The sequence below is a fragment of the Chryseobacterium sp. Bi04 genome (assembly GCF_918698085.1).
Lineage (GTDB): Bacteria > Bacteroidota > Bacteroidia > Flavobacteriales > Weeksellaceae > Chryseobacterium.
Window position 1 is genome coordinate 1 of sequence record NZ_CAKKLP010000010.1, and the last position, 16739, is coordinate 16739.

Annotated in this window: 12 protein-coding genes; 8 read left to right on the forward strand and 4 right to left on the reverse strand. The window is 37.2% G+C overall.

What is annotated here, in order from left to right; translation table 11 throughout:
• Positions 1-346 precede the first annotated feature (346 nt).
• The 8 genes from kduI to LQV47_RS15280 all read left to right on the forward strand — a co-directional run bounded on the left by kduI (position 347) and on the right by LQV47_RS15280 (position 10545).
• Positions 347-1183: a 5-dehydro-4-deoxy-D-glucuronate isomerase gene (gene kduI / locus LQV47_RS15245; RefSeq protein WP_230038312.1), complete on the forward strand. Its 837-nt coding sequence runs from the start codon at positions 347-349 to the stop codon at positions 1181-1183.
• A gap of 8 nt (positions 1184-1191) precedes the next feature.
• Positions 1192-1974: a gluconate 5-dehydrogenase gene (locus LQV47_RS15250; protein ID WP_230038314.1), complete on the forward strand. Its 783-nt coding sequence runs from the start codon at positions 1192-1194 to the stop codon at positions 1972-1974.
• Between the two features lie 18 nt (positions 1975-1992).
• A complete protein-coding gene (gene uxaC, locus LQV47_RS15255; RefSeq protein WP_230038316.1) occupies positions 1993-3390 on the forward strand; it encodes a glucuronate isomerase in 1398 nt (465 codons plus the stop codon).
• Positions 3391-3569: 179 nt separating this feature from the next.
• Positions 3570-4577, forward strand: coding sequence for a sugar kinase (locus LQV47_RS15260; protein ID WP_230038318.1), 1008 nt, complete (start codon positions 3570-3572; stop codon positions 4575-4577).
• 274 nt (positions 4578-4851) lie between these two features.
• Positions 4852-5544 carry a bifunctional 4-hydroxy-2-oxoglutarate aldolase/2-dehydro-3-deoxy-phosphogluconate aldolase gene (locus tag LQV47_RS15265; RefSeq protein ID WP_230038320.1) on the forward strand — a complete coding sequence of 231 codons (693 nt, stop codon included), beginning with the start codon at positions 4852-4854 and terminating at the stop codon, positions 5542-5544.
• Positions 5545-5705: 161 nt separating this feature from the next.
• Positions 5706-7235, forward strand: coding sequence for an MFS transporter (locus LQV47_RS15270; protein WP_230038322.1), 1530 nt, complete (start codon positions 5706-5708; stop codon positions 7233-7235).
• 227 nt (positions 7236-7462) lie between these two features.
• A complete protein-coding gene (locus LQV47_RS15275) occupies positions 7463-8926 on the forward strand; it encodes a tagaturonate reductase (protein ID WP_230038324.1) in 1464 nt (487 codons plus the stop codon).
• Between the two features lie 5 nt (positions 8927-8931).
• Positions 8932-10545, forward strand: coding sequence for an altronate dehydratase family protein (locus tag LQV47_RS15280; RefSeq protein ID WP_230038578.1), 1614 nt, complete (start codon positions 8932-8934; stop codon positions 10543-10545).
• Positions 10546-10863: 318 nt separating this feature from the next.
• Here LQV47_RS15280 and LQV47_RS15285 read toward each other — a convergent pair whose 3' ends face one another.
• From LQV47_RS15285 to LQV47_RS15300, 4 genes are all read right to left on the reverse strand, one after another.
• A complete protein-coding gene (locus tag LQV47_RS15285; protein ID WP_230038326.1) occupies positions 10864-11892 on the reverse strand; it encodes a LacI family DNA-binding transcriptional regulator in 1029 nt (342 codons plus the stop codon).
• Positions 11893-12214: 322 nt separating this feature from the next.
• Complete coding sequence (gene xylE / locus LQV47_RS15290) at positions 12215-13636, reverse strand: D-xylose transporter XylE (RefSeq protein ID WP_230038328.1); 1422 nt, start codon at positions 13634-13636, stop codon at positions 12215-12217.
• Positions 13637-13824: 188 nt separating this feature from the next.
• Positions 13825-15153, reverse strand: a complete 1329-nt coding sequence (gene xylA, locus LQV47_RS15295) for a xylose isomerase (RefSeq protein ID WP_230038330.1) — start codon at positions 15151-15153, stop codon at positions 13825-13827.
• Positions 15154-15219: 66 nt separating this feature from the next.
• Entirely contained in the window at positions 15220-16707 is a 1488-nt protein-coding gene (locus LQV47_RS15300) for an FGGY family carbohydrate kinase (RefSeq protein WP_230038331.1), read from the reverse strand.
• Positions 16708-16739 lie beyond the last annotated feature (32 nt).

Below are 16739 nucleotides of genomic sequence, written 5' to 3' on the forward strand. Positions count from 1 at the left end.
ATATATAGCAGTTTTAATATATTATTATCAAATCAGTATATTTATTTTTTTGATTTTATTTGGCATGATTTTATATTCAACAGTGATTTGAGCATTGATTTTGGTTAAAGCTATCTTCATATTCCTTTAAATAATTTCATCTTTTATACATTATTTTAAAAAATATTTGTCTGTAAATCAGTTGTTTATTAATTTAAATTAATTTTTTGTTAACTAATTAAAGAATAATTATATATTTAACGACAAGTATTTCTACAAATTTTAGTGTAATTTTATGCAATCGATTACGCAATGTTTAACAGGTTTTGATAAAACCGCAAAAGAAAAAGTATAAAAATCAAGCAGTATGACACAGTCAGAATTTCGTTACGCCCATCATCCTGAAGATGCAAAAAAGTATACCACTGAAGATCTTAGGAGGGAGTTTCTAATCAATGATTTATTTAATGAAGATAAGATAAAACTAGTCTATTCTATGTATGACAGGCTTATTGTAGGAGGTATTATGCCTTCAGCAAGAGCTTTAAAACTGGAGCCTACAGACGATTTGAAAGCCGAGAATTTCCTTGACAGGAGAGAATTGGGGATCATCAACGTTGGCGGTGCCGGAAAAGTAACGGTAGACGGCGAAGTATATGAGCTTGCCAATAAAGAAGCTTTATATATCGGTAAAGGGGCAAAAGAAGTAATTTTTGAAAAATCGGGTGATGCACAACCTTATTTTTACATCAATTCAGCTCCGGCACATCATACGTATCCGACAAAAAAGATTACAAAAAATGAAGCCGAAATCGTAGAATTAGGAGAAGAAAAATATGCCAACAAGCGTACGATCAACAAACTGATTGTCAATTCTGTGCTTGAAACGTGTCAGCTTCAAATGGGAATGACGGAACTTCATCCCGGAAGTGTTTGGAATACCATGCCTTCGCATACCCACACCAGAAGAATGGAAGCGTATTTCTATTTTGATCTGGAAGAAGGGCAGACCATCAGTCATTTCTTGGGACAGCCTCAGGAAACGCGTCATATTTTTATGCAAAACCGTGAAGCTGTGCTGTCTCCGGAATGGTCAATCCACTCAGGAGTAGGGACTTCTAATTATACTTTTATCTGGGGTATGGCCGGAGAAAATATGGATTACGGAGATATGGACGGAATCAAAACTAACGAACTAAAGTAATTTTTCTAATGAATTTATTTGATTTATCCGGTAAAGTAGCCGTTGTTACAGGCGGTACTCACGGATTAGGAATGGCAATGGCAGAAGGTCTTGCCGCTGCAGGTGCTGAACTGGCTATCACAAGCACGACACCGTCAAAATTAGAAGAGGCTTTAAACTATTATCACGGAAAAGGATACAAAGCAACCGGTTATCTTTTTGACGTGACGGACGAACTGGAAGCCGCTCAGAAAGTAGCTTTAATGGAAGCCACTCATGGAAAAATAGACATCCTTGTCAACAACGCAGGAATCATCAAACGTGTTCCGGCGATTGAAATGGAAGTTGAAGACTTTAGAAAAGTAATCGATGTAGATCTTACAGGACCTTTTATCATGTCAAAATTAATCGGCAAACATATGATCAAAAGAAGATCTGGAAAGATCATCAATATCTGCTCAATGATGAGTGAGCTGGGGCGTGACAATGTAGTAGCGTATGCTTCTGCAAAAGGCGGTCTGAAAATGCTTACCAAAAATCTGGCAACAGAATGGGCAAAACATAATATTCAGGTGAACGGAATCGGTCCAGGATATTTTGCAACTTCTCAAACAGAACCGATTCGAGTGGATGGACATCCTTTCAACGATTTTATCATCAGCAGAACTCCGGAAGGAAGATGGGGAAATCCCGAAGATCTTGCCGGAACAGCTATTTTCCTGGCTTCGGATGCAAGCAGATTTATCAACGGACAGATTATTTACGTTGACGGGGGAATTTTAGCGACTATCGGAAAACCTGCTAATGAATAACAACAGAATTAGATTAGAATGAAACCTTTTATTACAGATAATTTTTTACTACAAAATAAATACGCTGAAGAATTATACTTCAGATACGCGGAAAAACAACCCATCATTGATTATCATAATCATTTGATTCCCAAAGATATTGCAGAAGACACCGTTTTCGAAAATATCTCAAAGGTTTGGATTGCAGGCGATCATTATAAATGGAGAGCCATGCGTACAATGGGGGTGAACGAAAAATTCATCACCGGAGATTCTTCAGACAAAGAAAAATTTGAAGCTTGGGCAAAAACCGTCCCTTATACATTGAGAAATCCTTTGTATCACTGGACGCATTTAGAATTAAAAAGATATTTCGGGATCGATGAATTGTTAAACGAAAACAATGCATCAGAAATTTACGAAAACATCACCGCTCAGCTTCAGACGCCTGAAAAATCGGCAAGAGGTTTATTAAAAATGATGAATGTAGAATCTCTGTGCACAACAGAAGATCCTACAGATCTTTTAAATTATCACCAGGATTTGGCGAAAAGCGATTTCAGCATTAAAGTAAGCACCGCTTTCCGTCCTGATAAAGCAATTTTAATTGAAAATCACAACTTTGCAGATTATATTTCAAAATTAGGCGAATCGGCCGGAATTGAAATTAATTCTTACCAGACTTTGTGTGATGCTTTATTGAAAAGAATTGAATATTTCCACGAAAACGGATGCAGATTGTGCGACCACGGATTGAACAATATTTCTTTCGAAGAAGCTACAGAAGCGGAAGTAAGTACGATTTTCAATGATAAAATTTCAGGAAAAGTGATCGCTGAAAAGCAGGTAAATCAATTCAAAACAGCCGTTTTATTATTCTTAGGCGAGGCTTATCACAAGTTCGGATGGGTTCAGCAGTTCCATTTGGGAGCGTTGAGAAATAATAACGAAAGAATGCACAGAATTCTTGGTCCGGACACGGGTTGGGATTCTATCGGTGACTTCGTTCAGGCTGAAACGTTGTCTAAATTCTTAAATACACTGGACGGAAAAGATAAGTTAACGAAAACCATTTTATATAACTTAAATCCTGCTGACAACGAAATTTTCGCGACAATGATAGGGAATTTCAATGATGGCAGCATCAAAGGAAAAGTGCAGTTCGGTTCAGGATGGTGGTTCCTTGATCAAAAAGACGGAATGATCAAGCAGATGAATGCTCTTTCAAACATGGGATTAATCAGCTGTTTCGTTGGAATGTTAACGGATTCCAGAAGTTTTCTTTCTTACCCGAGACATGAATATTTCAGAAGAGTATTGTGTAATCTTTTCGGTGAAGAGATGAAAAACGGTGAATTACCAGATGATATTGAGCTGATTGGGGATACAATTTCAAATATTTGTTACCATAATGCTAAAAATTATTTTGATTTTTAAATAAAATTAAATTTTTAAACCATTAAGATCAATTTAGAAGTTAAGAATTATTAAGAATAAAAATCGAAGATTTTTAACTTATGTGATCTTTTATTTTCAATGTATTAAACTTCAAAATAACTAAAGTGTCAAAAAACTTTTGTGTCTTTTGTGGTGAAAAAAAAGAGGGTTATTAAAATATGAGTAACAAAATAGTCACATTCGGAGAAGTCATCATGCGATTGTCGCCACCAGGAAACAGAACGATGAAGCAGAGCCACGAAATGGAATTCTTTTTCGGCGGAACAGAGCTTAATGTAGCATCTTCATTGGCAACAATGAATTGTGATGTAAGGCATATCAGCAGCGTTTCTGATGATTTTGTGGGTGAATCGGCGGTTTCTTTCATCAAAAGTTTCGGAATTGACACAACTTTCATCAACAAAAATGAGCATCCTTTAGGTTTGTATTTTTTAGAAGTTGGTTCGTCCGTTCGCGCAAGCAGAATTGCTTACAACAGATTAAACGGTTCTTTTGCAAACATTAAACCTGAACAAATCGACTGGAAGAAAGCTCTTGAAGGCTGCAAATATTTCCACTGGACAGGAATCAGTCCGGGAATTTCAGAACTGGCTTATAAAAGTTTAAAAGAAGGATTACAAACAGCCCGTGAAATGGGAATCGAAATTACAACCGATCCTGCTTACCGCTCAAACCTCTGGAAATACGGTAAAAACGGGAACGAAGTTTTAAAGGAACTGGTTTCATATTCAACAATTTTCATCGGTGGCGTGAATGAGATTAATGAAATTCTCGGAACTCAGTTTTCATCAGATAAAGAGGGTTTCATCGAAGCCTGTAATGAATTAAAAAAACAAATTCCTTCTATTCATAAGGTTTTCGACAAAATCAGAATCGGAGTTACCGCAAGTTCCCAGCAAACGCAGGGAAGAGCTTTGATTAACGAAAATTATTTTGAAACAGAACTTTTGGAAGTGAATCCTGTGGTCGATAGAATAGGAACAGGTGATGCTTTTGCAGCAGGTCTGATTTACGGCTTAATTAATTTTGATGACGAAAAAGCACTGAAATTTGCCAACGCAGCTTGCGCCATAAAACATACCATTGTAGGTGACATCAATTACTGCAGTGCAGAAGATATTCTGGAAGTAATGAACGGAAATTCAGGAGGAAGAATAAAAAGGTAAATGGCTTTTAGCAACTTGCTTATAGCTAAACTAGAACATTGTGGACTTGGCTGAATGAAATCGAAGATTCGGCGTAGTCAAACGTCTTTGCCTCAATTTTATAATTGATTTATTGGAATCGGCGAAATTTCGTTTTGCGAACTTAAAATATGCAGTAAGCTTTAAAAAGAAAACCTTTGCGTTAAAAATGAAGATAAAAGTCTTGAAGGTACAGCATACTAAAGGATGGATTTAATTCCATCAAAGGTTATTTTTAAACAAATAATTAACTAAAATGACAAAAATTCAATTAGTTACAAATACCATCATCAATCAGGGAGTTTTACCTCTGTACTATAATGCTGATGAAACGGTAACTTTAGAAATACTGAGATCACTTTACAAAGCCGGAATCCGCGCTGTAGAATACACAAGCCGAGGCGAAGCAGCGTTGAGTAATTTCACAAAAATGGTAGAAATCCGTAACGCAGAAATGCCGGAAATGCTCTTGGGAATCGGAACAATAAAGAATGTACAGCAAGCTGAAGAATATAATAAAGCAGGTGCAGATTTCTTTATCAGTCCGGGTTTTGTGGCGGAAGTTGCAGAGTTTTTAATTCCAAAAGATTTGTTGTACAGTCCGGGTTGTATGACTCCGACAGAAATTATCGAAGCCGAAAGCGCAGGAGTAACTTTCATTAAATTATTTCCCGGGAACGTTTTAGGAACCGGATTTATGAGCGCGATCAAAGATGTTTTTCCGAACCTGAAATTTATGCCGACCGGCGGTGTTGATACGACCAAAGAAAGTATTGAAAGCTGGTTCAAAGCCGGTGTTTCAGCCGTAGGAATGGGAAGTAAATTGGTGAGTAAAGAATTAATGCTTGCTAAAGACTATACAACGATAGAAAATGAAACTAAAAAAGTGCTGGAAATTGTTCAGACTTTAAATAATAATAATGATAAAAAAGCTGGAAACACTTTGTGATCTTAGCTGAGTATAAACTGAAGGTTTACGAACGTAGTTCAGCCTTTGCGAACTTAAAATCAACGGCATTATTTGCAAAAGATCTTTGCGGACTTTGCGTTAAAAACAAGCATCATTATTTAAAATATTCAACAAAAAATAACTAATTCTAAAAAATTAATATGAGCTCAGTTAAGCCTCTTAAACCGAGTACATTCAGATGGACGATATGCTTTTTGCTGTTCATTGCCACGACCATCAATTATATGGATCGTCAGGTGCTGTCATTGACGTGGAAAGATTTCATCGCACCCGAATTTCACTGGAACAATAACGATTACGGAAATATCACGGCATTATTTTCTATTTTCTATGCGGTAAGTATGCTTTTCGCAGGGAAATTTGTGGATTGGATGGATACTAAAAAAGGTTTTCTTTGGGCGATCGCCATTTGGTCTGTTGGTGCGGTATTACATGCTTTTTGCGGAATTGCAACTGCAGGTGTTTTAACGGGAAACTGGCTGATAGGTTTTGTAGAATCTAAAGAAATCATCAGTCGGGTTGATAATGTTGGCGCAATTATCAGTACAAGTGTCACATTATTTATTTTCGCCCGTTTTGTATTGGCGGTTGGTGAAGCAGGAAATTTCCCCGCAGCGATTAAAACGACGGCAGAATATTTCCCCAAAAAAGACCGGGCTTTAGCAACAAGTATTTTTAATGCAGGAGCCACGGTTGGAGCTTTGGCAGCACCGATTACCATTCCTTTTATTGCAAAATCAATGGGCTGGGAATGGGCATTTATTATCATCGGAGCATTGGGATTTGTATGGATGGGACTTTGGGTTTTCTACTATAAAAAACCTCATGAGCATCATAAAGTTAACGAACATGAATTAACGTATATTCAACAGGATCAGGATGATCTGCCCAATGAAGATGCAAGTATTCCGGAGAAGAAATTTACTTTCAGAGAATGTTTCAGCTACAGACAAACCTGGGCTTTTGCGTTCGGAAAATTTATGACAGACGGGATTTGGTGGTTCTTTTTATTCTGGACACCGGCTTATTTAAGCTCAGTTTACAAAATGGATTCCACGCAAAGTGCATTACCATTATTCGTCCTTTATATGATTACTTTATTGTCGATTATCGGAGGCTGGCTTCCAAAATATTTCGTTGAAAAAAGAGGAATGAACGCCTATACAGGAAGAATGAAAGCCATGTTGATTTTTGCATTTTTCCCTTTACTGGCACTTTTAGCCCAGCCTTTAGGATCGGTTACCTATTGGATTCCGGTATTGATCATCGGAATTGCAGGAGCAGCGCACCAGGCCTGGTCGGCAAATATTTTCTCGACGGTTGGCGATATGTTTCCTAAAAAAGCGATTGCAACCATCACAGGAATTGGCGGAATGGCAGGTGGAATCGGATCATTTTTAATCAATAAATCTTCTGGTGTATTGTTTGATCATGCTCATAAAGCATGGACGACCGTTGACGGAATTCCTTTATTGGAAAAATATCCGCAATATATCAACGAACGTTTGCCGGAAGGCTTTTTTGAACAATTAGAAAAATCAGGAGCCGTAATTTCAGACGGAATTGATAAAGGTTATATGATCATTTTTTCAATCTGTGCAGTGGCCTATTTAATTGCATGGACCGTAATGAAAGCATTGGTTCCAAAATATAAAGTGATCAGTAAATAATTTGAACCATTAAGGAAGGTTAAGTGATTAAGAATGCTTAAGATTTACAAGCAAATTAACAAGACAGCTCAAGAAATTTATTTCTCTTAACCAATCTTAATCACTTAATAAATCTTAATGGTTTAAAAATAGGAAAAATTAAAACTGAACTTAAAAATCAACAGCAATAATTGCAAAAAATCTTTGCACCCTTTGCGCTATAAAAATAAAATCATCGAGTTAAAAAGATGGAAAATCGGACAAAACAGAAATTAAATCGTGAATTAATTGATTCTCAGGAAAAACTTCCCATTAAAATTGTACAGTTTGGAGGCGGAAATTTCATGAGAGGATTCACAGATTATGTGATTGATAAATTAAATAAAGAAGCAGGATTTAATGCAGGAATCGTAAACGTACAGCCGACTCCGGGCGGTTCGGTTCACAAATTGGAAGAGCAGGATAATGTATACACGCTTTTCTCAAGAGGAATTAAAAAAGGAGAGATCATTGACACAAAACAGGTGATTTCGGCGATTCAAAAATCAATTAATCCTTATACACATTACGATGAATTCCTGGCGTTGGCAAAAGAAGAAGAATTGGAATTTATCTTTTCCAATACAACAGAAACAGGAATTGCTTACGACGAGTCTGAGAATAATTACGCTGGTCCGCATAAGAACTTTCCTGCAAAAGTAGCGGTCTTATTACACGAACGATTCAAACATTTCAATGGAGCAGAAGATAAAGGATTGAGAATTATTCCTTGTGAATTAATTGAAGATAATGCATTTGCTTTAAAAGAAATAATCTTAAAATATGTCCAACTTTGGCATTTAGATTCTAACTTTGTGCAATGGATTGAACATAGCAATTACTTTCACAATACATTGGTAGACAGAATTGTTCCGGGTTATCCGAAAGATGATGCAGAAACCTATGAAGATCAGTTAGATTATGAAGATCAAATGATGGTGGTTTCGGAAGTCTTTTTGCTTTTTGTGATTGAGGATCTGGCAAATCTAAAAGAAAGAATTCCTTTCGATAAAATTGACGAGCAGATTTTGGTTGTTGATGATATTCAGCCGTATCGTTTGAGAAAAGTGAGAATTTTGAATGGCGGTCATACATTGATGTTGGCTCCGGCTATTTTATCAGGAAAAGAAACGGTAAAAGAATCTATTGACGATCCGTTTTTAGGTAAATTTTTAAGTGAAACGATATTCAATGAAGTGAACCCGACTTTAGGTTTAGATGAAAATGAATTAAAAGATTTTGCCGAAGAGATTTTCGACCGATTCAGGAATCCTTTTATTAAGCATTATCAGGCAAGTATCGCGTTATATTTTGTCTCTAAATTTAAGGTCAGAATTCTTCCGAGCCTGTTAAAATATGTTGAAATTAATCAAAAATTACCGCTTAACTTAACCTTTTCACTGGCAAGTTTAATCAGATTTTATCAGGGAAACTTTGGTGGAAAAGCTTTGCCTTTAAATGACGAAGAAGCAATAGTAAACAGATTCAAAGAAATCTGGACAAATAATGATTATGAAAAAGTTGCAGAATTGGCTTTAAGCGAAACGACTTTCTGGGACACAGACCTTACCATGGTTAACGGCTTGAAATCCGCGGTAGCAAAAGCATTGTGGGAAATTGACCATAATGATATCGCAACTGCATATCACAACTTTATACAATTTTATTCTTAAAAATGATGCAAAAGAAAGTACTGAAAGTAAATCCCAAAGATAATGTAGCAGTAGCACTGGTTGATCTTACGCGGGGGGAAACTGTAACTTTGGGCGATCTTACGTATGACATTCTAAGAGACACAAAAGCGAAACATAAATTCGTGACCGAAGATCTTGCTATTGGAGACGAGATTATTATGTATGGTGTTTTAGTCGGGAAAGCGAGTCAGCCGGTCCAGAAAGGAGAGGTTATCACGACTGAGAACGTTAAGCATCAAAGCGCAAAAGTAGAAGGTAAAACAGAAACGACGGCTTGGACAGCCCCGAATGTTGATAAATGGAAAGATAAAACTTTCATGGGTTATCACCGTGAAGACGGGCAGGTCGGAACAGAAAATGTCTGGTTATTTTTTCCGTTGGTTTTTTGTGAAAACAGGAATGTTGAGATTTTAAAAGATGTTTTTGAAAAAGAATTGCTGTTTGAAAAAGCAACAAAACATCAGCTTTTATTAAGATCATTAATTAATAATTCTGAAACTGAAACGGTTGTTGAAGAAGAACAGGATTCCCGGGTTTTTAAAAATATTGAAGTCAAATTCATCACTCATCAAGGCGGTTGTGGCGGTATTCGTCAGGATGCGGAAGCATTGGGAAGGTTATTGGCTGGTTATGTGAATAATCCAAACGTAGCCGGAGCAACGGTTTTGAGCTTGGGTTGTCAGAATTTACAGGTTCAGATTTTTAAAGATGCGTTGGAAAAAATCAGTCCTGATAATAAAAAACCGATCATCGTTTACGAACAGCAAAAATCAGGAACAGTTGATGAAATGCTGAACGGAATCATCAAAGATTCTTATGAAGCCATCAAAAAAGCCAATGAAATAGAAAGAAAGCCTGCACCAATTTCTAAGTTAGTTTTAGGATTGGAATGCGGCGGTTCAGACGGGTTTTCAGGAATTTCCGCCAATCCGGTTTTAGGGCAATTGTCAGATTTAATGGCAGGAATCGGTGGATCAACCATCCTTTCAGAATTCCCGGAATTATGCGGAGTAGAGCAGGAGCTGGTAAATCGTTGTGTGAATGAAAAAGACGCTGAAAGATTTTTACAGTTAATGAAAGATTTTGAAGAATCAGTCATTGCTGCAGGTTCAGGCTTTGATATGAATCCGTCACCGGGGAATATTAAAGACGGACTGATAACCGATGCCATGAAATCCGCAGGAGCCGCTAAAAAAGGTGGTTCGTCACCGATAAATGACGTTCTCGATTTTACAGAATACATCAAAAAACCTGGTTTAAATTTATTGTGTACCCCTGGAAATGACGTGGAATGTACAACCGCTTTGGTCGGTTCCGGCTCAAATGTGGTTTTATTTACGACAGGTTTGGGAACTCCGACTGGAAATCCTGTTGTTCCTGTGGTGAAAATTTCGTCAAACACTTCTTTATCAGAAAGAATGCCCGATATCATTGATTTCAATACAGGAGACGTGATTACAGGCGAAAAAACAATCGACGAAAAAGCAGAAGAGCTTTTAGAATTTATCATCGAAGTCGCAAGCGGAGAAGTAAAAACAAAAGCCGCAATTTTAAATCAAAACGATTTTATTCCCTGGAGACGGGGAGTATCTTTATAGTTGTTTAAATATATTAGGTTGAAAATGCTTTCCACAATGTAGAAAGCATTTTCTTTTGGATAATTTAATCACAAATGGCACAATATTTTTCACGAATAAACACGAAACAGGATCAATAGGAGCGGACTTTAGTCCGCTTTATAATATACAGTCAGATTGGCTTTAGCCAAAACTTAAGTGTTTAGATGATGACAAAGCCGAAAGCTGTGGTTTTATAACGACATAGGAAAATGAAGTGTTAAGATATTTTTGTGAACGTTAAGAAAATCCCACTGTTTAAATGCGAACAATTCGCACGAGTTCTATTTTTGTTAAAAATTACTTCTTTTTCGAAGATTTCCTAATATAAAGCTGCGGTGCCAAAACCACCTTCTTCTCAATAGAAACCCCAGAACCATTTTCCTTCACACTATCAATAAAAACCTGCCCCGCCATTTTCCCCATGATAACGGGAGTTTGATCCACAGAACTCATCGGAAGCTCCATAAATTGGGTGAAAGGTTCGTTGGAAAAGCCTATAATTGCCACTTCCTGTGGAATTTTAATCTTACGTTTTTTCAATTCCTGACAAGCACCCAATGCAGCAAAATCACTGGATGAAAAGATGGCATCCGGAACGGATTTTTTATCCCAAAGTTTCTTAACCGCATCAATTCCTTCATCAATCGAACTCCCGGTTGTGATAATGTTTTCCTCTTTTATACTTAAATTATGATCAATTAAAGCCTGCTTATATCCATTCAGACGGTTTCTGTAAATTTCAAGGTTTAAGTCCCCGGAAAAATGGCAAATATTCCTGTAGCCTTCATTAATCAGGTGTTCAGTGGCCATATAACCACCCCGGTAGTCATCGATAGTCACCGTACTGATCCCTGAAATATCTTTTTTACGGTCAAAAAATATAATAGGAGTGTTGGTGGTATTCAAAATATTCTGGATATGTTCGATATCAATTGTCGTTTTGGAAACTGACATGAAAATTCCGTCAACCTGGGCGTTAAGCAGGGTGTTTAAATGCCTTTTCTCAATATTTACATCCTCATGGCTCTGGCAGATAATCACATGATAACCGTGCGGAGAAAGCTCTTCTTCAATTCCCCGGATCACCGATGAAAAGAAATTGGTATTAATGTAAGGCACAATAATTCCTACGTTTTTTGTTTCCCCGCTTTTCAGAGCTTTGGCAAGGTTATTTTGCTTGTAGTTCATTTCTTTGGCGGTTTTCTTCACCAAATCTTTCGTTGCCTGGCTGATTCTCGGATGGTCGTTCAATGCTCTGGAAACAGTTGCCACACTTACGTTAAGCTTTTTCGAGATGTCATATATTGTGGCATTTTTTTTATTCATACATGCTTTTTCTGAAGTTTTCTGTATATTAAAATGATATACATTATTGACGTAAATTTAATCAAATTATGGCTATCAAAAAGGAAATATTGTGATTTTATACAAGATTATGGAGTGATTAAATCAGATTAAACTTATAATATATTGAATTACTTAATTCATTTGGGTGTAAGGTTTAATTTTGGTTAATAAAAGCCGGACTCATTGGAAATTGAGCTTATGAACAATGAAAATCTGATTATATAATAAACAATTCTTTAAGTAAAGCAAAAAGACATCAAAAACCGATGTCTTCATTACTAGTTTTGATGTAAAAACTAAACTATTTTTTCCAAAGCTTTTCAATTTCTTCCAAAGATTTACCTTTCGTTTCAGGAACCATTCTCCAGACGAAAAACAGTGATAAAACACTCATTACTCCATAAAAGCCGTAGGTAAAAGCTCCACTGAATTCCATCATAAAAGGATAGGTGGAAGAGATCAGGTAATTGGCGGTCCATTGTGCGGCAACGGCGACAGCAATTGCTGAACCCCTGATTTTATTGGGGAAAAGCTCAGAGATTAAAACCCAGCAGATCGGTCCCCAGGACATCATAAAAGATGCCGTATAAATAATAATAAAAACTAAGGTTGCAATTCCGATAATATGTAAATAAGAGAAAATAGCAATAGCAAACATTCCAATTGCCATTCCTATGGAGCCAACTATCAATAAAGGTTTTCTGCCCCATTTATCAACCGTGAAAATAGCAACCACAGTAAAAATTACGTTAACCAATCCCATAACCACCGTCTGCAGCATGGAAGCATCTTTATGAACACCCATACTCTCAAAAATCCTCGGAGCGTAATATAAAGCTACATTAATTCCCACAAACTGCTGAAAAACGGAAAGTAAAATTCCAATGATGATAACTGTTTTACCGAATGCAAAAATCTCGCTTTTATGCTGGGTAACACTACCTTTAATTTCATGAAAAATCTCATGTCCCCGAAGGTGTCCATTAATTTTGGTTAAAATTTTAAGCGCTTCATCATCTTTTTTAATAAGGGTTAAGTATCGTGGAGTTTCTGGAACAAAAAATAGCAAAATCCCGAATAAAGCAGCTGGAATCGTCAGTGATAAAAACATATAACGCCAACCGATATCGTTAATCCATTCTACAGATTTTCCGTCGGCAATTCCCCAATTGACAAAATATACAACCAGCATTCCAAAAATGATGGCAAACTGATTCAGAGAAACCAATTTTCCGCGAACTTCGGCTGGTGCTATTTCTCCAATATACATCGGGCAAACCGCAGAGGCAAGCCCAACTCCGATGCCCCCTATAATTCTGTAAATATTGAAAGCCCATAAAACTCCCATTGAATGTTCCCCTTGCTTAAAAAACAAAAATTCCGGATAAGCAGCTCCCAAAGCACTGATGAAAAATAAAAATGCAGCCAGCATTAATGATTTTTTCCTTCCTAACCTGGTTGAAAAATACCCGGACACCGCACCTCCGATAATGCACCCGATCAGCGCACTGGAAATAGTTGCTCCATGAGCCAGGGAACCCAATCCCAGCGGAATAATTAAATATTCCTGGATAGATTTTTCTGCTCCTGAAATTACAGCGGTATCATATCCGAACAAAAGCCCGCCCAGAGTGGCAACCAATGTAAGGACGGTGACATATACCATGTTTATTTCCGCCTTTGTTTCTGAGGAATATTCCGGACCCGAATCTATTATTTGCATAGTTTATTATAATTTTAATTGTTATGAGCTGGATTATTTTGTTGGCTGAACGCAAAGGCGCAATTTATTTTAATTAATCAGCTTAAGGCGTCAGGATTTTATCTTTGATAAATTTTAGAATGCAAGAGCTGCTGAAAACCTTTGATTTTCTTGCGTCTTTGTAGTTAACCAACAAAATATTCAAAAATTTATAAATACTGATTAATCAAGCTTTCCAGATATTCCTGTTTACCACTCTCTCTGCCCACTTCTCCAAGACCTTCCGTATGAACAGCCAGGTCGATAAGAGATAGTTTTCCGTCTTCAAAATCTTTACCTTTCCCTTCATCAAAAGAAGAATATCTGTTCGCTCTGATTTCAGAATATTTTGATTTTTCTAAAATAGCATCTGCAGCCATGAAAGCTCTTGCAAAATTGTCCATTCCGCTGATATGAGCGATAAAAATATCTTCCAGATCTGTAGAATTTCTCCTGATTTTAGCATCAAAATTTACACCTCCGCCTTGAAAACCGCCTGCCTGAATAATCACTAACATTGCCTGGGTCATTTCATACAAGTCAACCGGAAACTGGTCTGTATCCCAACCGTTCTGGTAATCTCCGCGATTGGCATCAATACTTCCCAACACATTGTTATCAGCTGCAACCTGCAATTCATGCTCGAAAGTATGTTGGGCCAAAGTTGCGTGGTTAACCTCAAGGTTAAGCTTAAAATCATCCAGTAAATCATATTGACGAAGAAAGTTTAAGCAGGTTGCCGCATCAAAATCATACTGATGTTTTGTAGGTTCCATAGGTTTTGGCTCAATAAAGAAAGTCCCTTTGAAGCCTTGTGAACGTGCATAATCTTTTGCCATGTGTAAAAACTTCGCCATATGTTCAAGTTCACGTTTCATATTAGTGTTCAGCAATGACATATATCCCTCACGGCCGCCCCAGAAAACATAATTTTCTCCGCTTAACTTAATGGTTGCATCTAAAGCATTTTTAACCTGTCCTCCCGCGTAAGCCAGCACATCAAATGAAGGATTCGTGGCCGCACCATTCATGAATCTCGGATTGGAAAAGCAGTTTGATGTTCCCCAAAGTAATTTTATTCCGGAAGCCGCCTGTTTTTCTTTGGCATAATCGGTTATAAATTCTATTCTTTTTGTTGAATCTTTAAAATTATCCGCTTCATCAATTAAATCATAATCGTGGAAACAGTAGTAAGGAACACCTAATTTTGTGAAGAATTCAAAAGCAGCATCCATTTTTTCTGTTGCTCTTTGCTTAACGTCTGTTGCAGTTAACCATTCAAAATGCTGCGTTCCCACCCCGAAAGGATCTCCTCCCGTCGCACAGAATGTATGCCAGTAAGCGGTCGCAAACCTGAAATATTCTTTCATTGTTTTTCCGCGAACGATTTTATTCTCGTCATAAAATTTAAAAGCCAGAGGATTATCAGATTCTTTTCCTTCAAATCGAATTTTTCCAATTCCTTTAAAATACTCTTTGTTACCCATTGTAATTGCCATTATATTTTTAGTTTTAATTTAGATTAATTTATATGCAATCGATTGCATTGTACATTGAAAAATTTCTTAATTGTTTAGATTTTGCAGTAATTTTAATTTCCATTTTTCATAGCTTTCCTTGTACTGTGCATAATTTTCAGTATCCGGATAATAGCTTTTTAAAATGTCTTTATCAGTCAGGATTTCATTTTGTGATGCAAACGCTCCGGCTCCCATGGCTGCGGCTCTTGCAGCACCTGTAGAACCTGTAGAATCTATAATTCTTATTTCGGTATCCAATAGAGTAGTGATGGTCTGCGTAAATAAAGGAGAACGGAATAAATTATCACCACCTGCTTTTATAACACCTTTCTGAAGACCGTCGGACATTAGAATATCAGTTCCATAAACAAAAGAATGGGCGATGCCTTCTAATCCTGCCCGGAAAAGATGCTCACTTTTATGTCGGTTAAAATTCAAATTAAAAATTGAAGAGCCGATATCTTTATTATGTAAGACTCTTTCTGCACCATTTCCGAAAGGCAGCACAATAACCCCATCAGAACCTATCGGTATCCTGGAAGCTAAATCATTAATCTCGTGATAGCTGTGTCTTTTTTGGTCAACCTGATGCCGAAGCCAGCTGTATTGAATTCCGGCACCATTCAGGCAAAGCATCTTACCGATTCTCGGTTGTTCTTTTGTGTGGTTGATGTGTGCAAAATTGTTAATCCTTACAGATTCTTTAGACTTAATAACATCGGTTACCCCATAAACAACTCCGGAAGTTCCGCCTGTTGCTGCAATTTCCCCCGGATTCATTACGTTAAGGGATAATGCATTATTAGGCTGATCTCCAGCCCGGTAATAAATAGGAATTCCCTCGGGAAGACCACATTCCTCTGCTCCCTGTTTTGAAACATAGCATTGTTCAGTGAAATTTTCCACAATGTCAGAAACAAGGGATTCATCAATTCTCAGATGTTGAAGCATCGTTTTTGAAACTTCATTTTTTTCGAAATCCCAAAGCACACCTTCTGAAAGTCCTGTAACAGAAGTTGTTGCCTCTCCACTTAGCTTAAATGCAATGAAATCTCCCGGAAGCATAAATTTCCAGATCTTTTCATAGATTTCGGGGACGTTTTCCTGTACCCATTTCAGCTTGGACGCAGTGAAATTTCCCGGAGAATTAAGGAGTTCTTTCATACATTTTTCTTCTCCGATCTCATTAAAAGTCCGGTTGCCAATTTCAACAGCCCGGCTGTCACACCATATGATTGACGGACAAAGGACCTGTTTGTCTTTTCCGATCAATACTAATCCGTGCATCTGATAGGATATTCCGATTCCTTTAATCTCATTTTTGTCGGTTTTGCTCTCAGCAATTATTTTTTGAGTGAGAATCCTGAGATTTTGCCACCATTCATCAGGATTTTGTTCTGCCCAGCCTGCTTTTGGAGAATCTATTGGCATCTCATGTTCCGGATATTTGGAATGGGCAATTAATTTACCCTGATCATCTACAATGGAAGCCTTTATCGATGAGCTTCCTACATCATAACCTATAAACTTCATTAATTATTAATAATTGTAACGCTTTAAATGTA

Excerpts from the sequence above, each read along its gene's own strand:
- kduI (WP_230038312.1), top strand. The coding sequence starts at position 347 with ATGACACAGTCAGAATTTCGTTACGCCCATCATCCTGAAGATGCAAAA.
- LQV47_RS15250 (WP_230038314.1), top strand. The coding sequence starts at position 1,192 with ATGAATTTATTTGATTTATCCGGTAAAGTAGCCGTTGTTACAGGCGGT.
- uxaC (WP_230038316.1), top strand. The coding sequence starts at position 1,993 with ATGAAACCTTTTATTACAGATAATTTTTTACTACAAAATAAATACGCT.
- LQV47_RS15260 (WP_230038318.1), top strand. The coding sequence starts at position 3,570 with ATGAGTAACAAAATAGTCACATTCGGAGAAGTCATCATGCGATTGTCG.
- LQV47_RS15265 (WP_230038320.1), top strand. The coding sequence starts at position 4,852 with ATGACAAAAATTCAATTAGTTACAAATACCATCATCAATCAGGGAGTT.
- LQV47_RS15270 (WP_230038322.1), top strand. The coding sequence starts at position 5,706 with ATGAGCTCAGTTAAGCCTCTTAAACCGAGTACATTCAGATGGACGATA.
- LQV47_RS15275 (WP_230038324.1), top strand. The coding sequence starts at position 7,463 with ATGGAAAATCGGACAAAACAGAAATTAAATCGTGAATTAATTGATTCT.
- LQV47_RS15280 (WP_230038578.1), top strand. The coding sequence starts at position 8,932 with ATGCAAAAGAAAGTACTGAAAGTAAATCCCAAAGATAATGTAGCAGTA.
- LQV47_RS15285 (WP_230038326.1), bottom strand. The coding sequence starts at position 11,892 with ATGAATAAAAAAAATGCCACAATATATGACATCTCGAAAAAGCTTAAC.
- xylE (WP_230038328.1), bottom strand. The coding sequence starts at position 13,636 with ATGCAAATAATAGATTCGGGTCCGGAATATTCCTCAGAAACAAAGGCG.
- xylA (WP_230038330.1), bottom strand. The coding sequence starts at position 15,153 with ATGGCAATTACAATGGGTAACAAAGAGTATTTTAAAGGAATTGGAAAA.
- LQV47_RS15300 (WP_230038331.1), bottom strand. The coding sequence starts at position 16,707 with ATGAAGTTTATAGGTTATGATGTAGGAAGCTCATCGATAAAGGCTTCC.